Below are 17,895 nucleotides of genomic sequence, written 5' to 3'. Positions count from 1 at the left end.
GCGAGGCGCTGTTTCGGCTAGAGTACGTGCTCGTTTAACGCTTCACGCACGGAGAACACTATGCCGAATATGTACGAGGTCGGCCTCGACCGCAATCCCGCCAATTACACCCCGGTTTCGCCGCTGAACTTCATCGAGCGCGCGGCCGACATTTACCCGGAACGGCTTGCCGTCATTCATGGCGGCATCCGCCGCACCTGGGGCCAGACCTATCGCCGCTGCCGGCAGCTGGCATCGGCGCTCGCCGCGCGCGGCATCGGCCTGGGCGATACCGTTGCCGCCATGCTGCCCAATATTCCGGCGATGGTGGAAGCGCACTTCGGCGTGCCGATGACCGGCGCCGTACTCAATACGCTCAATACCCGTCTCGACGCCGAATCGATCGCCTTCATGCTCGACCATGGCGAGGCGAAAGCCGTGATCGTCGACCGCGAATTCGCGTTCGTGATGAAAGCCGCGCTCGCACTGTCGAGCCGCAAGCCGCTGGTCATCGATGCCGACGATTCCGAATACACCGGCCCGGGCGAACGCATCGGCAGCATCGAGTATGAAGACTTCGTCGCCGCCGGCGATCCCGGTTATGCGTGGCAACTGCCGGCCGATGAATGGCAGGCGATCTGCCTGAACTACACCTCGGGCACCACCGGCAATCCGAAGGGCGTGGTCTATCACCATCGCGGCGCCTTCCTCAACAGCATCTCCAACATCCTCGAATGGGATCTGCCCAAGCATGCGGTCTACCTCTGGACGCTGCCCATGTTCCACTGCAACGGCTGGTGCTTTCCCTGGACCATTGCCGCGCGCGCCGGCATCAACGTCTGCCTGCGCAAGGTCGACGCGCAAGCGATCTTCAGCGCCATCAAGGAGCACAAGGTGTCGCATTACTGCGGCGCACCTATCGTGCACAGCCTGCTGATCAATGCGCCGGAGGAAATGAAGGCCGGCATCCAGCACCGGGTCAACGCAATGGTCGCCGGCGCTGCGCCGCCTGCCGCCATGATCGAAGGCATGGAAAAGCTCGGCTTCGACATCACCCACGTGTACGGCCTGACCGAGGTGTACGGCCCGGCGGCCGTGTGCGTCAAGCATGAAGCCTGGGATGCGCTCGACATCGGCGAACGCGCGCGGCTGAATGCGCGACAGGGCGTGCGCTACCATCTGCAGCAGGCGGTGACGGTGATGAATCCGGAAACCATGCAGCCGGTGCCGGCGGATGGCGAAACCATGGGCGAGATCATGTTCCGCGGCAATATCACCATGAAGGGTTACCTGAAGAATGAAAAAGCCACCGAGGAAGCCTTCGCCGGCGGCTGGTTCCATACCGGCGACTTGGCGGTGCTCAACCCCGACGGCTACGTGAAGATCAAGGACCGCAGCAAGGACATCATCATTTCCGGCGGCGAAAACATTTCCAGCATCGAAGTCGAAGATGTGCTGTACCGCCATCCGGCGATCGTTGCCGCCGCCGTGGTGGCCAAGCCGGATCCGAAGTGGGGCGAAACGCCCTGCGCCTTCATCGAACTCAAACCGGGCGCGCAAGTGTCGGCCGACGACATCATCGCGCACTGCAAGCAGCACTTGGCGGGATTCAAGGTGCCGCGCACCGTGATCTTCGCCGAAGTGCCGAAGACCTCCACCGGCAAGATCCAGAAATTCGCCTTGCGCCAGCAAGTCAAGTCAGTCGACGCGCTCAAGTAAGCACACGCGCCATCCGCGACCGGTTTCCGCTCATGCGGAAACCGCCCTCCTCGTTGTTCAGTGCAGCATGAACTCATCCCTTTGGACGATTGCGGAGCGGGTTTGTCATCCTATGATGCGATAACAAAAAATCAACGCGCTTGCCCGCGGGACGACCAAGGGAGGTGGCAAGCGGTGTGGATTTTTTGTCAAACGAGGTGCACAAAAAAGGATTCGGTCGGGCAGGATTTCGCGCCGCCGACGGACCGGACCATTCCTGGGAAGGAGGAGACAACCATGTCCTATGCCTGGCAACAACTTCAATGCGCGGTAAAGGCGCTCGCAGGTAGCAACGAGCAGCGCGATCGCCTGGTCACCGCATACAACAAACTGGTCAAGCTCAAGCCGAAGGATCTGCCATCGGAAGTGGCGGCCGATTTCGACCGCCTGGTCGGAAACATTCCGCGCTATCCGGCGAAGAACATTCCGCGTGAAGTAAAGACCGAGGTGCTTTCGCTCAGCGACACGCAGGTGTCGCAGGCGATTGCCGTCATTTCCGCGATGCATGAGGCGGTCGCGGTCTATCAGCCGCGTCGCTTGCATCTTGCCAGCGCGCGACGCGCCGTCAAGGAGGAGCAGCCGGTGCAATGCACGGAATATCCCGCCTACCGCGTCGCGGCGGGGTGAGCTTGGCGCTATCGGAAGGCCGGTCGGGCACGCTCGTGCGGCCCGACTATCCTTTTCCCGCAGGAACGATCTTGCGAAACATGCCGTTTCGCCTACGCCATTGGCTTGTCCGGCCAAGGATTTGGCTTCGCACGTCAGCTGAAAGAGTCCGCCGCCCGCCTTGCGGCCGCTTACCATTTTCATCATGATGTGCCGGATATCGCGCAAGCGGTTTCCGGTCCTGTCCTTCAGCCTATCCAGTCGTTGAAAGCGTGTTCATGATCTTCCGTTTGCGATGGCATCTTCTGCTTCTCGTCCTGCTGTTCAACCTGGCCGGCTGCGCCGGCATGTTCCAGCGGACTGCGCAGCTTGCGCTCAATGCCGAGCGCGAGCGCGCCGGACTGGAGCGCAAGGAAATCGATCTGCCGCACGGCCTGCATTATGTCTATCTGGAAGGTGGACAAGGCGAACCGCTGATGCTGCTGCACGGCTTCGGCGGCAACAAGGACAACTTCGTGCGCGTCGCACGCGCGCTAACGCCGCATTACCGCGTCATCATTCCCGATCATATCGGCTTCGGCGAATCGGCGCATCCGCCGCAGGCCGATTACACGCCGGCTGCGCAGGTGGCGAACCTGCGCGAACTGGCACGGGCGCTGGGCGTGCCAAGGCTGCATCTCGGCGGCAATTCGATGGGCGGACAGATTGCGCTGGCCTATGCCGCGCTGCATCCGGACGAAGTCGCCAGCCTCTGGCTGATCGACGCGGCCGGCGTCTGGAGCGGCCCGAAAAGCGAACTCGCTGAAACCATTCTGGGCGGCGGACGCAACCGGCTGATCGTGCGCAATGAAGACCAATTCGCCGACCTGTTCAGCTTCGCGATGAGCGATCCGCCCTTCGTGCCGCGACCGTTCCTCAACGTGCTGGCGCAGGAACGCATCCGCAACGCCGACCTGGAGGAGCGCATCTTCCAGCAGATCGCAGGCACTTCCGTCGAGCAGCAGATCAAGGGGCTCCGCATTCCCTCGCTGGTCGTGTGGGGCGCCGAGGATCGCGTGATTCATCCCGGCACCGCCGAAGTCATGCACACCTTGCTGCCGCATTCCGAAGTGATCGTCATGCCCGGAACGGGCCACATGCCGATGCTGGAAAAGCCGCAGCAAAGCGGGCAGGATTACCTGCGGTTCCGCGCGTCCCTGGCGGGTAATCAGTGATGAACTCTGAAGAAAGGGCCGATGCGATGGCATGGTTGCAACAACACCGCGAGAAGTCGCTGCTGGGCCAACTGCTGCTCAAGCATGGCCTGATCTCCGAAGAACAACTGGCGAGGGCGATCGAGCATCAGCGCAAGACCGGCCAGCGCCTCGGCGACATCGTCGCCGAATGGAACCTGGTGACGCACCGGCATGTGCAGGACGTGCTGCGCAAGCAGCGCAACCTGCGCCTGGCGGCCGCCATCGCGGCAGTCCTGATGGGGCCGCTGCGGGCCTATGCGATGGACCCGGTGCCGCCGGTCCGGGTGACGGCAAGCGCCTCGGTGCACGACACGCACACCGGCTTGCGTCCGATGACGGAAGACGACCTCGACCGCGTCTCGGCGCAAGGACTGACGGACCAGCTGATCGAACATGCGACCAGGCGCGGGACGCGCGACAACGGCATCCGGGTGCTGGGCGACATGGCGGTGATGCTCAATCCCCTGCTCGGCTTTCTGCAGGCCGACACCACGATCAAGGATGTCGTCTACGACCCGGCCAATGCCGCCGCGACGATCACTCAGGATGGCGCGATCATGCTGAGCCTGCCGAGCTCGATCGGTGAAATCAATTTCGAGAACATCCGCATCCGCGGCACATCGGGGGCGAGTTTCGGCAGCATCCACATCCGTGACATCGACCTCACCGGCACCACCATTGTGCTGCGGCCCCTGCATCACTGACACGGGGCCGGATTTTCCGCTCAGCTCGCCACGCGATTGCGTCCGTTGTTTTTGGCGCGGTAGAGCGCCGCGTCGGCATTGCACAGCAAGGCGTCGGCATCCTCGTCGCCCTTCAGCTCCGCCACGCCGGCCGAGAAGGTCGTGGTGAAATCTTCCAGTTCCGAGTGGTGACGGATATGCGAAAACGATGCGCGAATCTGGTCCACCACCACCGCTGCCGTGGAAGCCGGCGTGGTGGGCATGATCAGCGCGAACTCTTCGCCGCCGTAACGGCCGATGATGTCGCCGCGCCGCAGGCGTTGCTGCAACAGGCGGGACACCGCGCGGATCACCTGGTCCCCGACCGGATGGCCGTAGGTGTCGTTGACGCGCTTGAAATGATCCAGGTCGAGCATGGCCAGCGTCAGCGGGGCGCCGCTGCGCCGTGCGCGCGCTACCTCGCGCATCAGGTGTTCCTTCAGCGCGGAATGGTTGAGCAGGCCGGTCAGGCTGTCGCGCATGATCAGGCCGCGCAGCTCGCGATAGCGCTGCGCGCGGCTCGACAATGCGGACACCAGATGGACCGGCTTGATCGGCTTGGTCAGGAAATCGTCCGCGCCGGATTCAATCGCATGGAGCTGCTTGTCGACGTCCGCCTCGCTCGACAGGAACACGATCGGCACGTCGAGATACATGTTGTCCTGCCGGATCAGTTTCGCCAGTTCGATGCCGCTGCAAGTCGACATGTACAAATCCATCAGGATCAGTTCCGGACGATATTCACCGAGCGCGTGCAGGGTTTCGTCCGCTCTTTCCAGTACCCGCGTTTCCATGCCCGCGCCGCGCAGGATGGTGGCATGGTAGTTGGCCGTTTCCGGATCTTCGTCGATGACCAGTACCCGGTAAGGCCGCGATTCATCGCGTGCCAGAAGGCGATCCAGCCTGTCGATCAGCGCCACGATGTCGAGCGGCTTGGCGAAATAACCGTCGGCGCCGGCGCGCACCGTCGCCAGCCGCGCCGCGAAGTTGCTGCGGGTGGAAATGAAGATCAACGAAAAATGCCGTTCGCCGCGCTGGCGGATGCGCGCGGCCTCCGCCGCGCCGGCCAGGATCCCGGCGGGAAAGCCGAGGTCCATCACGACCGCGGCCGGCACGCGTTGCGCGATCGCCGCTTCCAGGCTGGATAGATCGCTGATGATGGTCACCGGATAGCCGAAGGCCCGCAGCTGGCCGGCGATATCGCGTGCGAGTTCGGCGTTGTCATGCACCAGGTAGATCAGCCTGTCCTCGCTGTCCTTGCTGTCCGGGTGCGGCGCGGCAGGCGCGTGCGGCAACAAGCGCACCGGTCTGTCTCCCTTCGGATTGGCGGCGGCCCAGCGCAGCAATTCCTTCAAACGCACGGCGACCGGCACAAAATCCTTGCCGCCGGGCGCGGTGCCGGCGATGAAGCTGCCCAGCAGCAGCTCCAGTTCCGTCGCGCGCAGGCCCATTTCGGAAAAACCGAAGGTGCCCGCCGACCCGGCCAGGCTGTGCAGCTTCACCAGCAATTGCTGCACATGGCTGCTGTCGCCCGGCTCCTCCAGGCAATGCTGGAGACAGTCGCCGAGCTCGCGCAAGCGCTCCGGCAGCCGCGCGCTGTAGGCCTGCTCGATGGCGCGCAGCGCTTCGCTCAGTTCGGGGTCGTCCTTATTCGGCATCGGCCTGCTCCCACAGGCGCCGTACCTGCTGCGCCAGTTGCATAGGATCGAAAGGCTTGGCGACCACGCCGATGGCGCCAAGCGATTGGTATTGCGCGATTTCGCCGGCTTGCACCTTGGCGGTCATGAAGATGACCGGGGTGGCGGCCACCGGCGGCAGCGCGCGCAGTCTTGCCAGCGTGGCCGGGCCGTCCATGTCCGGCATCATCACGTCCAGCAGGATCAGGTCCGGTACCAGGCCGCCCGCCACCGCGTCCAGCGCTTCGCGGCCGGACGTGCATTCGGTCACCTTGAATCCGCCCACGAGTTCGAGCGCGATCCCGGCCACGACTCGGATGTCCGGGTCGTCTTCGACGTAAAGAATCTGGTTGAGCGATCCACGCGGCATTGATCGTCCTTTATTCCCCGCGCGACTGACGAATCAGTTCGTGCAGGATGGCAAGCAGTTGTTCATTGGAGGTGCGCGACTTTACCAGTGCGGCATGCACATTGTCGATGGTTGGCTGATCGACATCCTCGGCTGCGAACACCACGACCGGCGTCGCCGCGTTCAGCGGCGGCAGCGTGCCGAGCAATTCGGAACCGTGCCCGTCAGGCAGTTGCAGGTCGAGCAGGATCGCCTTGAAGCACTCCGCCGCGAGATGGTCGCGCGCGTCGGCCAGCGTGCGCGCATGCCGGACCGCGACGTCGGGATGCAGCAGGGCGGTCACCACCTTCACCAGGTCATGGTCGTCTTCCACATGCAGCACCGCCGGCGCATCGCTCCTGGAGTTGTGCATCACGCTCTGCAAGGCCGCGATCAGGCGCGCCTGGTCGATCGGCTTGGGAATCCAGTCGACAATGCCGATCGCGCCGCCGGTCAGCCTGCGGCGCCCCTCTTCCGCGCGCGCCGATACCACCACCACAGGCAGATGGCGCGTGCTTTCCTGCTTGCGCATCCAGCGCAGCAGCGCAACGCCGTCCTCGCCCGGCAAGGCCAGGTCCAGCGTCATCGCTTCGTAGCTTCCTTCCGCCAGCAGGCGCCGCGCATGTGCCGCGTCATACGCGATATCGCTGCTGAGGCCGGCTTGCGCCAGCATCATGCCGAGCAGCCGGGCCACGTCCGGATCGTCTTCGCAAATGAGGACACGCCCTTGGCCAGCGGGCATGGCGGAGTATGTGCCCTCGCCGGCGATCAGCGGCAATTCCACATAGAATTCGGTGCCTCCGTCCGGCGCGACGTCGAAGTCGATGCGGCCGTGGTGCCTTTCCACGATGGCGCGCGAAATGCTCAGGCCGAGGCCGGTGCCGCCCTTCTGGCGCGAATCCGAGGAATCGGCCTGCGCGAATTTCTGGAAGATGCGTTCGCGGAATTCCCGCGCGATGCCCGGTCCCTGGTCGATCACCGACAGGCGCATGCAATTAGGCAGACGCGTCAGACGCACCTGCACATGGCTGCCCTGCGGCGAAAACTTGGCGGCATTGGACAGCAGGTTGATCATCACCTGCACCATGCGGTCGGCGTCCACCGCCACCTGCACGTCCGTCGCCTGCGCCTGCAGATCGAAGCTGACCTGATACTGCGCGGCGTAATCCTGCATCGCATCGAGTGCCTGCTCGATCAGCGGCAGGATGGGCTGCGGCACGATGTCGAAACGCATATTGCCCGACTCGATCTTTTCGACGTCGAGGATGTCGTTGATCAGCCGCACCAGGCGTTCGCAATTGTTGTTCGCGATCTGCAGCAGATGCCGCGCGCGCTCAGGGATGTCGCCCGCCACGCCGCCGGTCAGGAGTCCCAGCGAGCCGCGGATCGAGGTCAGCGGCGTGCGCAATTCATGCGACACGGTGGAGATGAATTCATCCTTGATGTGCTCGGCCCGCTTGCGTTCGGTCAGGTCGTAGGCGATGCCGAGAAAGCCAGTGATGCGCTGGTGTTCATCGCGCACCGCCGTGACCGACAGCATCACCGGCAGGCGGCTGCCGTCCTTGCGGATATAGGTCCACTCATGCTCGTCGGCGAGGCCGCGCCGGGTGAGCGCGACCAGCGCTTCGAAGCCGGGCGCGACATGCCGGCCGGTCTCGATGCTCAGCAGATGCGCGCGTGCGATGATTTCTTCCGGATCGTGGAAGACCTCCGGCGTGTCCTTGCCGATCAGTTCGTCCGGACCGTAGCCGAGCATGCGCTGTGCGCCGATGTTGAACAGCCGGATCGTGCCATGCACGTCGGTGGCGATGATCGAGAAGTTGGCGCTGTTGAGGATGGCCTGCTGCAGCCCGGTGGTCTCGGCCAATTGCCGGTTCAGCGCGGCCATGGCCTCTTCCGCCGCCTTGCGCTGGCTGATGTCGGTGCCGACGCCGCACACGCCGTACACCTCGCCCTTCTCGTTGATCAGCGGCGAACGCACCACCAGGAAGATCGGCCCGTCTCCGTTGACCTGCACTTCGTCTTCCAGCCGCGTGCCGGGGCCGCCTTGCAGCACTGCTTGATCCTTCTCGCGGTTGTAGCGGGCCAGGTCGGGCGGATAGACATCCTCGACGGACTTGCCCACCAGTTGGCCGGGCACGAAGCCGAACACCTTCTTGTATTCCTTGTTGGCGAACAGGAAGCGGCCATGCATGTCGCGCCCGTACACGAAGGACGAGGTGCTGCTCATCACCGTCTGCAGCAGCGCGCTGCTTTCGCGCAGCTTTCGCTCGTTGTCGCGGCGCACGGTGATGTCACGGATGATGCCGGCAAAGCCGCGCCGTCCGCCCAGCCACATTTCGTTGACCGTCAGTTCCATCGCGAACAGCGAGCCGTCCTTGCGGCGTCCGGTCACTTCGCGGTCCTGGCCGATGATGCGGGTCTTGCCGGTGTCGCGGAAGTTCTGCAGGTAGCCGTCGTGCGCGTGGTGATAGTTGGTCGGCATCAGCACCTTGATGTTCTGCCCGATCACTTCCTCCGGCTGGTAGCCGAAGATGCGCACGGCGGCCGGATTGATCGATTCGATCTTGCCGAACTGGTCGAGCGTGATGATGCCGTCGGCCACGCTGTCGACCACCGCATGCAGGCGCGATTCGCTCTCTTCCGCAACCGTCAGCGCACGCAGCAGAGCGCGATTGTTCATTTCCGATTCGGCCCACTGCGCCAGGTCGCGCAAGGCGTCGACATCGCCAGCATCCAGCCGGCGCGGAGCACGGTCGAACAGACCGAGCGTGCCGATCCGCTTGCCGGCGCGGTTCTGCAGCGCCCATCCGGCATAGAACCGGACCTGGGTCGGACCTGTTACCAGCGGATTGGTCGCGAAGCACGGATCGGCGGCGGCATCTTCGATCACGCCGGGCGCGCCGGCCGCAGCGCTGCTCTCGCAAAACGGCAGGCAATAAGGCAAGTCGTCGGCCGCCAATCCCTGGCACGACTGGAACCGTCGCTGGCCGGCGTCATCCAGCAGCACGAAGGCTATCGACGCGTTGAATGCGCGCTGCGTGAGGCGCGTGATGCGGCTGAACCGCTCTTCGATCTCTTCGATCTCTTCGATCCCGGTGATGGGGGCCGCTGTCGCGTGCGCCGTCTTGTCCGTCGGTCTGTGTTGTTCGAGCATGCTGGGTCCTGGCACATGCATTGCGCCGGCAAAGCGGCGCAATGCATTCGGATTCAATTCAATTATTCGAGTGTCGGCTGCTGCACGCCGTCATGCCGTCTCTGCCTGCGCCGGTCCAGCCACCAGGCCAGCAACGGCAACGCCAGAAATCCGCCCGGCGAGACGAACAGCAGCATGTAGGGACTGAGCGACGCCAGCTTGCGCAACTGTGTGCGGATCGTGCGGCGGTCCGTGTCGTCCCATCGATAGCCATTCCGCTGCTTCATCAGCAGGTGCATCAAGCCCCGCACCTGGGACATTTCTGCCCAAAGGCGCATGCGTTCCCGGTTCTGCAATGCCCACAGGCCGCGGACGGAGCGGCGCGTGAGGTGCGCGGGAGAGCGCAGTGCTGTGCGTAGGCGGCGGATCAATTTGTTCTTCTGATTGGAGGCGATGACGAATGCTGTTCTTTTGGTCAGATTCTACGCGACTCTTCGATGCGCTGGATTAACCCCTACAGTGGATGTGGTTTTTCGCTGCCGGAAGGGACAAAGACCCGATTCCCGCATGGAAAATGGACGGGCTTCGACCATCACGGGGGCAGAAAGCAGGCGGCGTTGAGTACGCGCTTGCCTGATGGTCCGATAGCAGCGGCGTGTGCGGGCAATTCCAATAAATATAGGAGCGGGAATTCCGTCGATTGCGGATTCCGTCCTCACTTTTGCGCTCACACAAACAAGCGCATTGCAATCGGCAAGCGCGATGAACTCTTCCTCCCCTGACCGTCCAATCTAGGCGAGCCCTGCCCAAGCCTACTGCGATGGATTGCATGAAGGCGTGACGGCAGGCATGTGCGCCGCGGTATTGCCCAGCAAGCACAACACATTCAATAAATGACGAACAACGAATCGCCACAAGAAAACGGAGACAAGAAGATGAGCGCACGCGGTTCCATTGCTACGGCCATCGACGCCGACCAGGCTCGCGTCGCCCTCGGGATGGTGACGGAGCACGGCATTACCATTCAATGCCACGAAGGCCAGGTTCCACCCTTTGCGGAAGCGGCGCTGCTGCGCCTGTACGGCAACCTGTTCTCGTCGTTGTCGCACCTGAGGGTGTATGGCCGCACCAGCAATATCAGCACCTACGCCGTGTTCGACGATGGCGTGCTGGTCACCGTCTGGCTGTTCCGCCGGGAAAAAAACCATGTGCAGGTGCTGAACGAAGGCATTCTGCTCGATGATCACGAGGTCAGCCGGTTTGCGCGCCACATTCTTGCCACCTATCCTGAAGTCGACGTCATCGCCTTCCATGCGGTGCAGGCCATGATACGCCGCCTGCCCTTGCCCTTCGAGCGCTTCAACTGCCTGGAAGACATGGTGATCACGCTGCCGCGCAGCACCGAGGACTACCTTGCCGGCATGGGCAAGGCGACCCGCAGCTACATCCACCGCTACCTGAACAAGCTCAAGCGCGACTTCCCCACATTCCACTTTCAGGTGTCCGAAGGCCGTCACATCGACCCCGACCATATTCGCGCCATCGTCGAGTTCAATCGCAGCCGCATGGCGGGAAAAGGCAAGGTGTCGATCAACGACGACGACGCGACGCGGCGCATCATCCAGCTGGCCATGGAGTGCGGCATGGTGGCCGTCATCACCATCAACGGCCGCGTTTGCGCAGGCACCATCAATTACCGCGCCGGCGAGAACTACTTCCTTGAAGTGCTGGCCCATGATCCGGCTTACAACGATTACCGGCTCGGCACCCTGTGCTGTTACCTGACCGCCTGCGAATGCATCCTGAAGGGCGGCAATGAGTACCACCTGCTGTGGGGACAGGACGAGTACAAGGCACGCTTGCAGGCAACGCAGCGAAACCTCGACGACCTCATCCTGTATCGTTCGCGTCTGCGCATGTTCGGCCATCCCGACACCCTGCTACGCAATGCCCTTGCCCGCGCTTTGCGGCGGGCAAGGTTATGGGCACGCAGGGTGCGGCGCAACGGCAATCCCGGCTCCAGGCTGGCCGTCGCCTTGTTGCGCGGCGTGCGCCGCCTGCTGCCGGTGCGCTCCTGAGGGCGACCCCCTTACTCTGCGTCTTGCTGTTGCGATGGATGTGCCGCCGCGAAGGCTTTCAGCGCGCTGCAGCGGGTATGGATGGCCATGACGGTCGGGTAGGCCGACATGTCGACCTGAAAGCGTTGCGCATTGAATACCTGCGGTACCAGGCAGCAATCGGCCATCGTCGGCGTGTCGCCGTGGCAAAAGGCACCGGTTTCCGCTTCGCCCGAATTGCGCGCCAGATGCGCTTCGAGCGTGCGCAAACCCTGTTCCGTCCAGTGCCGGTACCACTGCGTCTTGGCTTCTTCGGTCAGCTGCAAGGTACCCGTCAGGTATTTCAGCACGCGCAGGTTGTTGAGTGGATGGATTTCGCACGCGATGGTTTGCGCCAACGCCCGGATCCTGGCGCGCGCGAACGGATCGCGCGGCAGCAGTGGCACTTCCGGATAGGCTTCGTCCAGGTATTCAAGGATGGCCAGCGACTGTGTCAGGATGTGCCCGCCATCCTGCAGGCTGGGAACCAGGCCGGCCGGGTTGATCGCGCGATAGGATTCCTGCAACTGCTCGCCGCCGTTTTTCAGCAGATGCACCGGGATCGATTCATAGGCCAGGCCCTTCAGGTTCAGCGCAATACGCACGCGGTAGGCGGCGGAGCTGCGGAAGTAGGTATGGAGTTTCAGCATTGTTGAGATCATTCAAAGTGATGATGCGAAATATCGCGATGCGATAAACAGCGTTGGCTATTTCGGCTTTGGATATTTCACGACTGTCTGCTCGATCGCCCCGAAAATGCTGTTGCCTTGCGCATCCTTCATGTCGATGCGCACCGTGTCGCCGAACCGCAGAAAACCGGTTTTCGGCGCACCGCTTTCAATCGTCTCGACCATGCGGACTTCAGCAATGCAGCAATAGCCGACGCCGCCCTTGTCGATACTCGACCCGTGCAGGCTGTCGTGCTTGTTCGACACCGTACCGGAACCGACGATCGAACCGGCTTCGACTTCGCGCGTTTTCGCGAGATGGGCGATGAGCTGACTGAAGTTGAAGGTCATGTCGACGCCGGCATTCGGTTTGCCGAAGGGCTGAGCATTCACCTGCACCAGCAGCGGCAGATGCAGCTTGGTGTCGCGCCAGGCATCTCCGAGCTCGTCCGAGGTGACCGCCACCGGAGAAAACGCACTCGCCGGCTTCGACTGGAAGAAGCCGAAACCCTTCGCCAGCTCCGCCGGGATCAGGTTGCGCAAGGACACATCGTTGACCAGCATGACCAGCCGGATCGCGGTGGCGCACTGCTCGGGCGTCGCGCCCATCGGCACATCGCCGGTAATGACCGCGACTTCCGCTTCCAGGTCGATGCCCCATTCCTCGCTCAGCGCATACATCGGATCGCGCGGACCGACGAAGGAATCGGAGCCGCCCTGATACATCAGCGGATCGGTCCAGAACGAGGCCGGCACTTCGCTGTTGCGCGCCCTGCGTACCAGCTCCACGTGATTCAGATAGGCCGAACCGTCAGCCCATTGATAAGCGCGCGGCAGCGGCGAATGACATTGCGTCTCATCGAAGGGCTGCGCGTGGCGGGCGGCGCCGTTGTTCAGTGCAAGATAGACCTCCCGCAATTGCGGCGCGGTGCGTTCCCAATCGTCGAGCGCGGCCTGCAGGGTGCGCGCGATGTCCGGCACGGGCTGGCATTGCGTGAGGTCGCGGCTGACCACCACCAGCGTGCCGTCGCGGCCGCCGGTCTTGAGCGTGGCGAGTTTCATGGTTCCTTGTCTTTCCTGTTCAGGTGGAGAGGCGTATCACTTCGTATCGAGCTGACGGGTCACTTCCGCGAACATGTCCTGTCCGACTTCCTTCGAGAACATGTCCCACACCGGCTTGACCTTGTCGCGCATGCGCGCGCGCTCGGCCGGCGCGACCTCGTTGACCAGGAGGCCCTTCGCAGCCATCTGCGCCTGTGCGGAAGCGGCTTGGTCGCGCGCCACCTTGCGCTGGTAAGTGCGCGCCTCCAGCGCGGCGTCGCGCAGGATGTTGCGGTCGGCATCGGACAGCTTGTCCCAGAACTTCTTCGACACCAGCGGCACGAATGCACCGTACGCATGCCGGGTCAGCGACAGGTACTTCTGCACCTCGTTCAGCTTCAGTGCTGCAATCACTGCGGTCGGTGTGCCCTGTCCATCGACCGTGCGTGTTTCCAGCGCGGTGTACAGTTCGGGCACTGCGAGCGGCACCGGATTGGCGCCCAGCGCCTTGATGGTTTCCTGCGAAATCTTGGCCTGGATCGCGCGGAACTTCAGGCCCTGGAAGTCCTCCACCTTGGCGATCGGATGCTTGCTGTTGGTGGCATTGAAGAAGCCGTTTTCCCAGTAGGCGAGGCCGACCAGGCCCTTGGCCGGCAGCTTGTCGAGCAGTTTCTGCCCGGTTGCGCCGTCCAGCACCTTCTCCGCTTCCTGCTCGTTGCTGAAGAGGAAGGGGAAATCGAGAATCTCGAATTCCTTCACCATGCCGGTCAGCGTGGTGGTCTGCGGCACGGTGAATTCGATGGTGCCCCCCTGCAGCGCGGACGTGACCTGCACGTCGTTGCCGAGCGCGCCGTTATAGAACGGCTTGATCTTGATCTTGCCCTTGCTCTTGGCTTCCACCAGTTCGACAAACTTGGCCACGCCCTGCCCCTGATGTGATTTTTCGGGCAGCGTCACGGCGAACTTGGCGGTCGTCTGCGCCAGCGCCGAGCCGGCCAGCAGGCTTGCAATTGCGAACGCCATCAGAGTGTGCATTGGTTTCATGACTTGTTTCTCCTTCTCTCGTTTATTTTCAATGCCACCACGATGCCGGCACCGTCACCAGCGACGGCGCGACAATCAGGGCAACCAGTACTACCGTTTCAGCGATCAGGAAGGGCAGGACGCCGCGCACCGCTTCGGACATCGACACCTTCCCGATCGAACTCACGACATTCAGCACCACGCCGACCGGCGGCGTGATCATGCCGATCGAGCAATTCATCACGAACACCACGCCGAAATACACCGGATCGATGCCGGCCTGCTGCACGATCGGCAGGAATACCGGCGTGAAGATCAGCACGATGGGGATGAAGTCGAGCACCATGCCGGCGAAGAACACCACCATCATCATCGCGATCACCAGCAGCAACTGGCTGCCGGCGAAGACCTGCATCCATGCGCCGACTTGGCCGGGGATGTCGGCGACGGTGATCATGTAGGACGCCACCATCGCCAGCGCCGCCAGCAGCAGCACCACCGCCGTGGTGCGCGCGGTGACCAGCAGGCAGTGGTAGACCGTGGCAAGCGTCAGCTCGCGGTAGACCACGAGGCCGACGAAGAGCGCATAGACGGCGGCGACCACGGCGGCTTCGGTCGGCGTGAAGATGCCGAACTTCAAGCCGCCGATGATGATCACCGGCAGCATCAGCGCCCAGAAGCCCTTGCCCAGCAGGGCCAGGCGTTCGCGCAGCGGCATCTTCGGCGCCAGCTTGGTGTTCGCCTTGCGCGAAACCAGCCACCAGGCGAACACCAGCGCCAGCCCCATCATCACGCCCGGCATGATCCCCGCCAGGAACAGGCGGGTGATCGAAATGTTGGCCACCACGCCGAACAGCAGGAATCCGATGGACGGCGGAATCACCGGCGCGATGATGCCGCCGGCCGCCATCAGCCCGCATGCGCGCGCCGGGTCGTAACCGGCCTGGCGCATCATCGGCACCAGGATCGCCGCCAGCGCCGCGGTGTCGGCCACCGCCGAGCCGGACAGGCTGGCCAGCAGCACCGCTGCGAAGATCGCCACATAACCGAGCCCGCCGCGCAGGTGGCCGACGAAGGCGCCAGCCAGGTCGACGATGCGCTTGGACAAGCCGCCGGCATTCATGAACTCGCCGGCAAGAATGAAGAAGGGCACGGCCATCAGGACGAAATTGTCGGCGCCGCCGATCGCGTTCTGCACCACGATCTGCGAATCGAACTGGTCGAGTTGCAGCATGATGCCGATGCCCGCGAACAGCAAGGCAAAGGCAATCGGCATGCCGATGGTAATCAGCGCCAGCAGGATGCCGAGAAAGATGAACGCGCTCATTCGGGCTTCTCCTGCGTGTCGCGCGTGGCCACGTCGCCCATCTTTTCCTCGATGCGCGTGCCGATGTCCTTGATCAGGACCAGATCGTCATCGCTGTCGCGGTGCGCCAGCGCCTTCCAGAGATTGGCGCCGATGGTCAGGACCATGCCGGCACCGAATGCAATCGCCACCGCATACAGCCACGCATACGAAATGCCGAGCACCGGGTACGTGTTGTCGAGATTGATCACCGCCTGTTGCCAGCCGCCGACGATGAAGATCACGCATGCGATCAGCATCAGGGACCCGGTGGCGACGATCAGGATCTTTTTCCAGGCGGTCGGCAGCTTGGTGACCAGCGTGTCGAAGCCGATGTGCGCATGCTGCGCCGACGCGAGAATTGCGCCGAGAAAGATCAGCCAGACGAACAGCAGCCTCGCCAGCTCTTCCGATACCGCAATGCCGGAATTGAAGGCATAACGCAACACGACGTTGCCGAATACCAGAATGGCCATGATGGACAAACACGCGACGATCGCGATTTCGAGTCCGCGTGACGCCCATCTTCCGAGGCGGCTGAACATGTCTCCTGCTCCTTTGCTTGTTATGCTTGTGCGCCTTTCCTTGCCCATGCGGGAAGGAAAGGCCGTGCTCTTACTGCTTGGCAGCGTAGCTGCCGTCATGCATCCACGCGGCGTGCTTGGGCGCCTTCTTGGTGCGATCCCATTCCTCGATCATGGCCCACTTCACCTCGTCGAGTTTCTTCATCATCTCCGGCGTGCCGGTATTGACGGCGAGTTCCAGGCGGTGGCCGCTGGGGTCGAAGAAATAGATCGACTTGAAGATGGTGTGGTCAGTCGGCCCGATGACTTCGATGCCGCCGGCTTCGAGACGTTTCTTGGCTTCCAGCATTTCTTCCATCGTGTCGACTTCCATCGCCAGATGCTGGGTCCAGATCGGCGTATTCGCGTCGCGGCCCATCGGCGCCTGGTTCGGCAGTTCGAAGAAGGCGAGGATGTTGCCGTTGCCCGCGTCGAGGAAGATGTGCATGTAGGGATCGGGCGCACCGGTCGAGGGCACCTGGTCTTCGGCGATGGCGAGCACCAGTTCCATGTTGAGGTATTTGCGATACCACTCGATGGTCTGCTTGGTGTCCTTGCAACGGTATGCGACGTGGTGAATCTTCTTGACCTTCATTCCTGTCTCCTTTGAGTGGTTTGCGGAAGCACTGCGGTGCAGTGCCGCGTTGAAAGCAACATGTACAAGGAGCATTAAAGTCCAAACCGGTTTATCATTCAAACGGGATTTTCTACTGGATTTATCAGCAAATCTGATGAGTGTGACCCTACGCCAATTGCGGGCATTTATCGCCGTCGTCCGGACCGGCAGCTTTACCAGCGCCGCCGACAGCCTGCACGTGACCCAATCCGCGCTCAGCGGCCTGATCAAGGAACTCGAGCAGACGCTCGGCGTGCAGGTCTTCGACCGCACCACGCGCCGCCTCGGACTGTCGGACGTCGGCAAGGAGTTCTATCCGCTGGTCGACAAGCTGGTGCTGGACCTCGACGGCGCGCTGGGCGAAATCAACAACCTCAAGGCCCTGAAGAAAGGCCTGGTGCGCGTGGCCGTGCCGCAACTGATGGCCTGCACGCTGCTGCCCGAGGTGATCAAGGCCTACCGGCTGCAGTATCCGAACGTGCAGGTGAAGCTGGTCGATTGCGGCGTGGAAAGCGTGGTGTCGCGCGTGCTGAGCGGCGAGGTGGATATCGGCGTCGGACCGGAGCGCGACCTGGTGTCGGGCGTCGACGCCATGCCCCTGTTCGAAATGCCCTTCATGCTGGTTTTCCCGAAGACGCATCCGCTGGAAAAGAAGCGACGCGTGAGTTGGGCGGACGCCATGCGCTATCCCTTCATCGCCCTGCAGGGCCAATTCTCCGAGAAGCTCGCGCTCGACCTGCACGCATCGTTCCGCGACCTGACGCTCAATCCGAGCAATGAAGTGACTTTCATGACGACGGCGCTTTCGATGGTGAGCGCCGATCTGGGCGTCGCGGCCTGTCTTCCCTATGCGGAATCGCTGGTGAAGCTGTACCAGTTGCAGATGCGCCGCCTGCATGAACCGGAAGTGACGCGCAAGTTCTTCGTGTTCTCGCGCCATGGCCGTTCGCCCTTGCCGGCGGCGGAAAGCTTCGTGGAGTTTCTGCTGGCGTTCGTGGAGCGGGAAGGCATGGCGAAATACAAATAGCGCCGGGCAAGGCTTC

At 62.8% G+C, this 17,895-nt stretch carries 16 protein-coding genes; 6 read left to right on the top strand and 10 right to left on the bottom strand.

The window, feature by feature from the left end; translation table 11 throughout:
• The first annotated feature begins 60 nt into the window (after positions 1-60).
• The 4 genes from E6W33_RS20305 to E6W33_RS20290 all read left to right on the top strand — a co-directional run bounded on the left by E6W33_RS20305 (position 61) and on the right by E6W33_RS20290 (position 4,282).
• Positions 61-1,698: an acyl-CoA synthetase gene (locus E6W33_RS20305; protein ID WP_136419151.1), complete on the top strand. Its 1,638-nt coding sequence runs from the start codon at positions 61-63 to the stop codon at positions 1,696-1,698.
• A gap of 276 nt (positions 1,699-1,974) precedes the next feature.
• Entirely contained in the window at positions 1,975-2,364 is a 390-nt protein-coding gene (locus tag E6W33_RS20300) for a hypothetical protein (RefSeq protein WP_136419150.1), read from the top strand.
• A 257-nt stretch (positions 2,365-2,621) separates the two neighbouring features.
• Positions 2,622-3,557 (top strand): alpha/beta hydrolase, encoded by a 936-nt coding sequence (locus E6W33_RS20295; RefSeq protein ID WP_136419149.1) that lies wholly within the window; start codon positions 2,622-2,624, stop codon positions 3,555-3,557.
• Positions 3,557-4,282 carry a hypothetical protein gene (locus tag E6W33_RS20290; RefSeq protein ID WP_247869718.1) on the top strand — a complete coding sequence of 242 codons (726 nt, stop codon included), beginning with the start codon at positions 3,557-3,559 and terminating at the stop codon, positions 4,280-4,282. Before E6W33_RS20295 ends, E6W33_RS20290 begins: the two co-directional genes overlap by 1 nt.
• 20 nt (positions 4,283-4,302) lie before the next feature.
• On the opposite strand, the gene E6W33_RS20285 is transcribed toward E6W33_RS20290, so the two are convergent.
• From E6W33_RS20285 to E6W33_RS20270, 4 genes are all read right to left on the bottom strand, one after another.
• A complete protein-coding gene (locus tag E6W33_RS20285) occupies positions 4,303-5,958 on the bottom strand; it encodes a diguanylate cyclase (protein WP_136419148.1) in 1,656 nt (551 codons plus the stop codon).
• Complete coding sequence (locus tag E6W33_RS20280; protein ID WP_136419147.1) at positions 5,948-6,346, bottom strand: response regulator; 399 nt, start codon at positions 6,344-6,346, stop codon at positions 5,948-5,950. Before E6W33_RS20280 ends, E6W33_RS20285 begins: the two co-directional genes overlap by 11 nt.
• A 10-nt stretch (positions 6,347-6,356) precedes the next feature.
• Entirely contained in the window at positions 6,357-9,521 is a 3,165-nt protein-coding gene (locus E6W33_RS20275) for a PAS domain S-box protein (RefSeq protein ID WP_168798704.1), read from the bottom strand.
• Between the two features lie 62 nt (positions 9,522-9,583).
• On the bottom strand, positions 9,584-9,931 hold the full coding sequence (locus E6W33_RS20270) for a hypothetical protein (RefSeq protein ID WP_211097398.1): 348 nt from the start codon (positions 9,929-9,931) through the stop codon (positions 9,584-9,586).
• Between the two features lie 504 nt (positions 9,932-10,435).
• On the opposite strand from E6W33_RS20270, the gene E6W33_RS20265 reads away from it, so the two are divergent.
• Positions 10,436-11,578 (top strand): GNAT family N-acetyltransferase, encoded by a 1,143-nt coding sequence (locus E6W33_RS20265; protein WP_168798703.1) that lies wholly within the window; start codon positions 10,436-10,438, stop codon positions 11,576-11,578.
• Between the two features lie 11 nt (positions 11,579-11,589).
• On the opposite strand, the gene maiA is transcribed toward E6W33_RS20265, so the two are convergent.
• From maiA to E6W33_RS20235, 6 genes are all read right to left on the bottom strand, one after another.
• Positions 11,590-12,243, bottom strand: a complete 654-nt coding sequence (gene maiA, locus E6W33_RS20260) for a maleylacetoacetate isomerase (protein ID WP_136419282.1) — start codon at positions 12,241-12,243, stop codon at positions 11,590-11,592.
• A 60-nt stretch (positions 12,244-12,303) separates the two neighbouring features.
• Entirely contained in the window at positions 12,304-13,326 is a 1,023-nt protein-coding gene (locus E6W33_RS20255) for a fumarylacetoacetate hydrolase family protein (RefSeq protein WP_136419144.1), read from the bottom strand.
• A 36-nt stretch (positions 13,327-13,362) separates the two neighbouring features.
• Positions 13,363-14,349: a TRAP transporter substrate-binding protein gene (locus E6W33_RS20250; protein ID WP_136419143.1), complete on the bottom strand. Its 987-nt coding sequence runs from the start codon at positions 14,347-14,349 to the stop codon at positions 13,363-13,365.
• A 28-nt stretch (positions 14,350-14,377) separates the two neighbouring features.
• Entirely contained in the window at positions 14,378-15,655 is a 1,278-nt protein-coding gene (locus tag E6W33_RS20245; RefSeq protein WP_136419142.1) for a TRAP transporter large permease subunit, read from the bottom strand.
• Entirely contained in the window at positions 15,652-16,218 is a 567-nt protein-coding gene (locus E6W33_RS20240) for a TRAP transporter small permease (RefSeq protein ID WP_136419141.1), read from the bottom strand. The genes E6W33_RS20245 and E6W33_RS20240 overlap by 4 nt, the downstream gene beginning before the upstream one ends.
• 70 nt (positions 16,219-16,288) lie before the next feature.
• Entirely contained in the window at positions 16,289-16,831 is a 543-nt protein-coding gene (locus E6W33_RS20235) for a VOC family protein (protein ID WP_136419140.1), read from the bottom strand.
• Positions 16,832-16,967: 136 nt separating this feature from the next.
• On the opposite strand from E6W33_RS20235, the gene E6W33_RS20230 reads away from it, so the two are divergent.
• Positions 16,968-17,879, top strand: a complete 912-nt coding sequence (locus tag E6W33_RS20230) for a LysR family transcriptional regulator (RefSeq protein WP_136419139.1) — start codon at positions 16,968-16,970, stop codon at positions 17,877-17,879.
• The last annotated feature ends 16 nt before the right edge of the window (positions 17,880-17,895 follow it).

It is taken from the genome of Herbaspirillum sp. ST 5-3 (assembly GCF_004804275.1).
GTDB lineage: Bacteria > Pseudomonadota > Gammaproteobacteria > Burkholderiales > Burkholderiaceae_D > Noviherbaspirillum.
The sequence above is the reverse complement of the archived record's forward strand: the minus strand, read 5'-3'. Positions and strand labels throughout refer to the sequence as shown.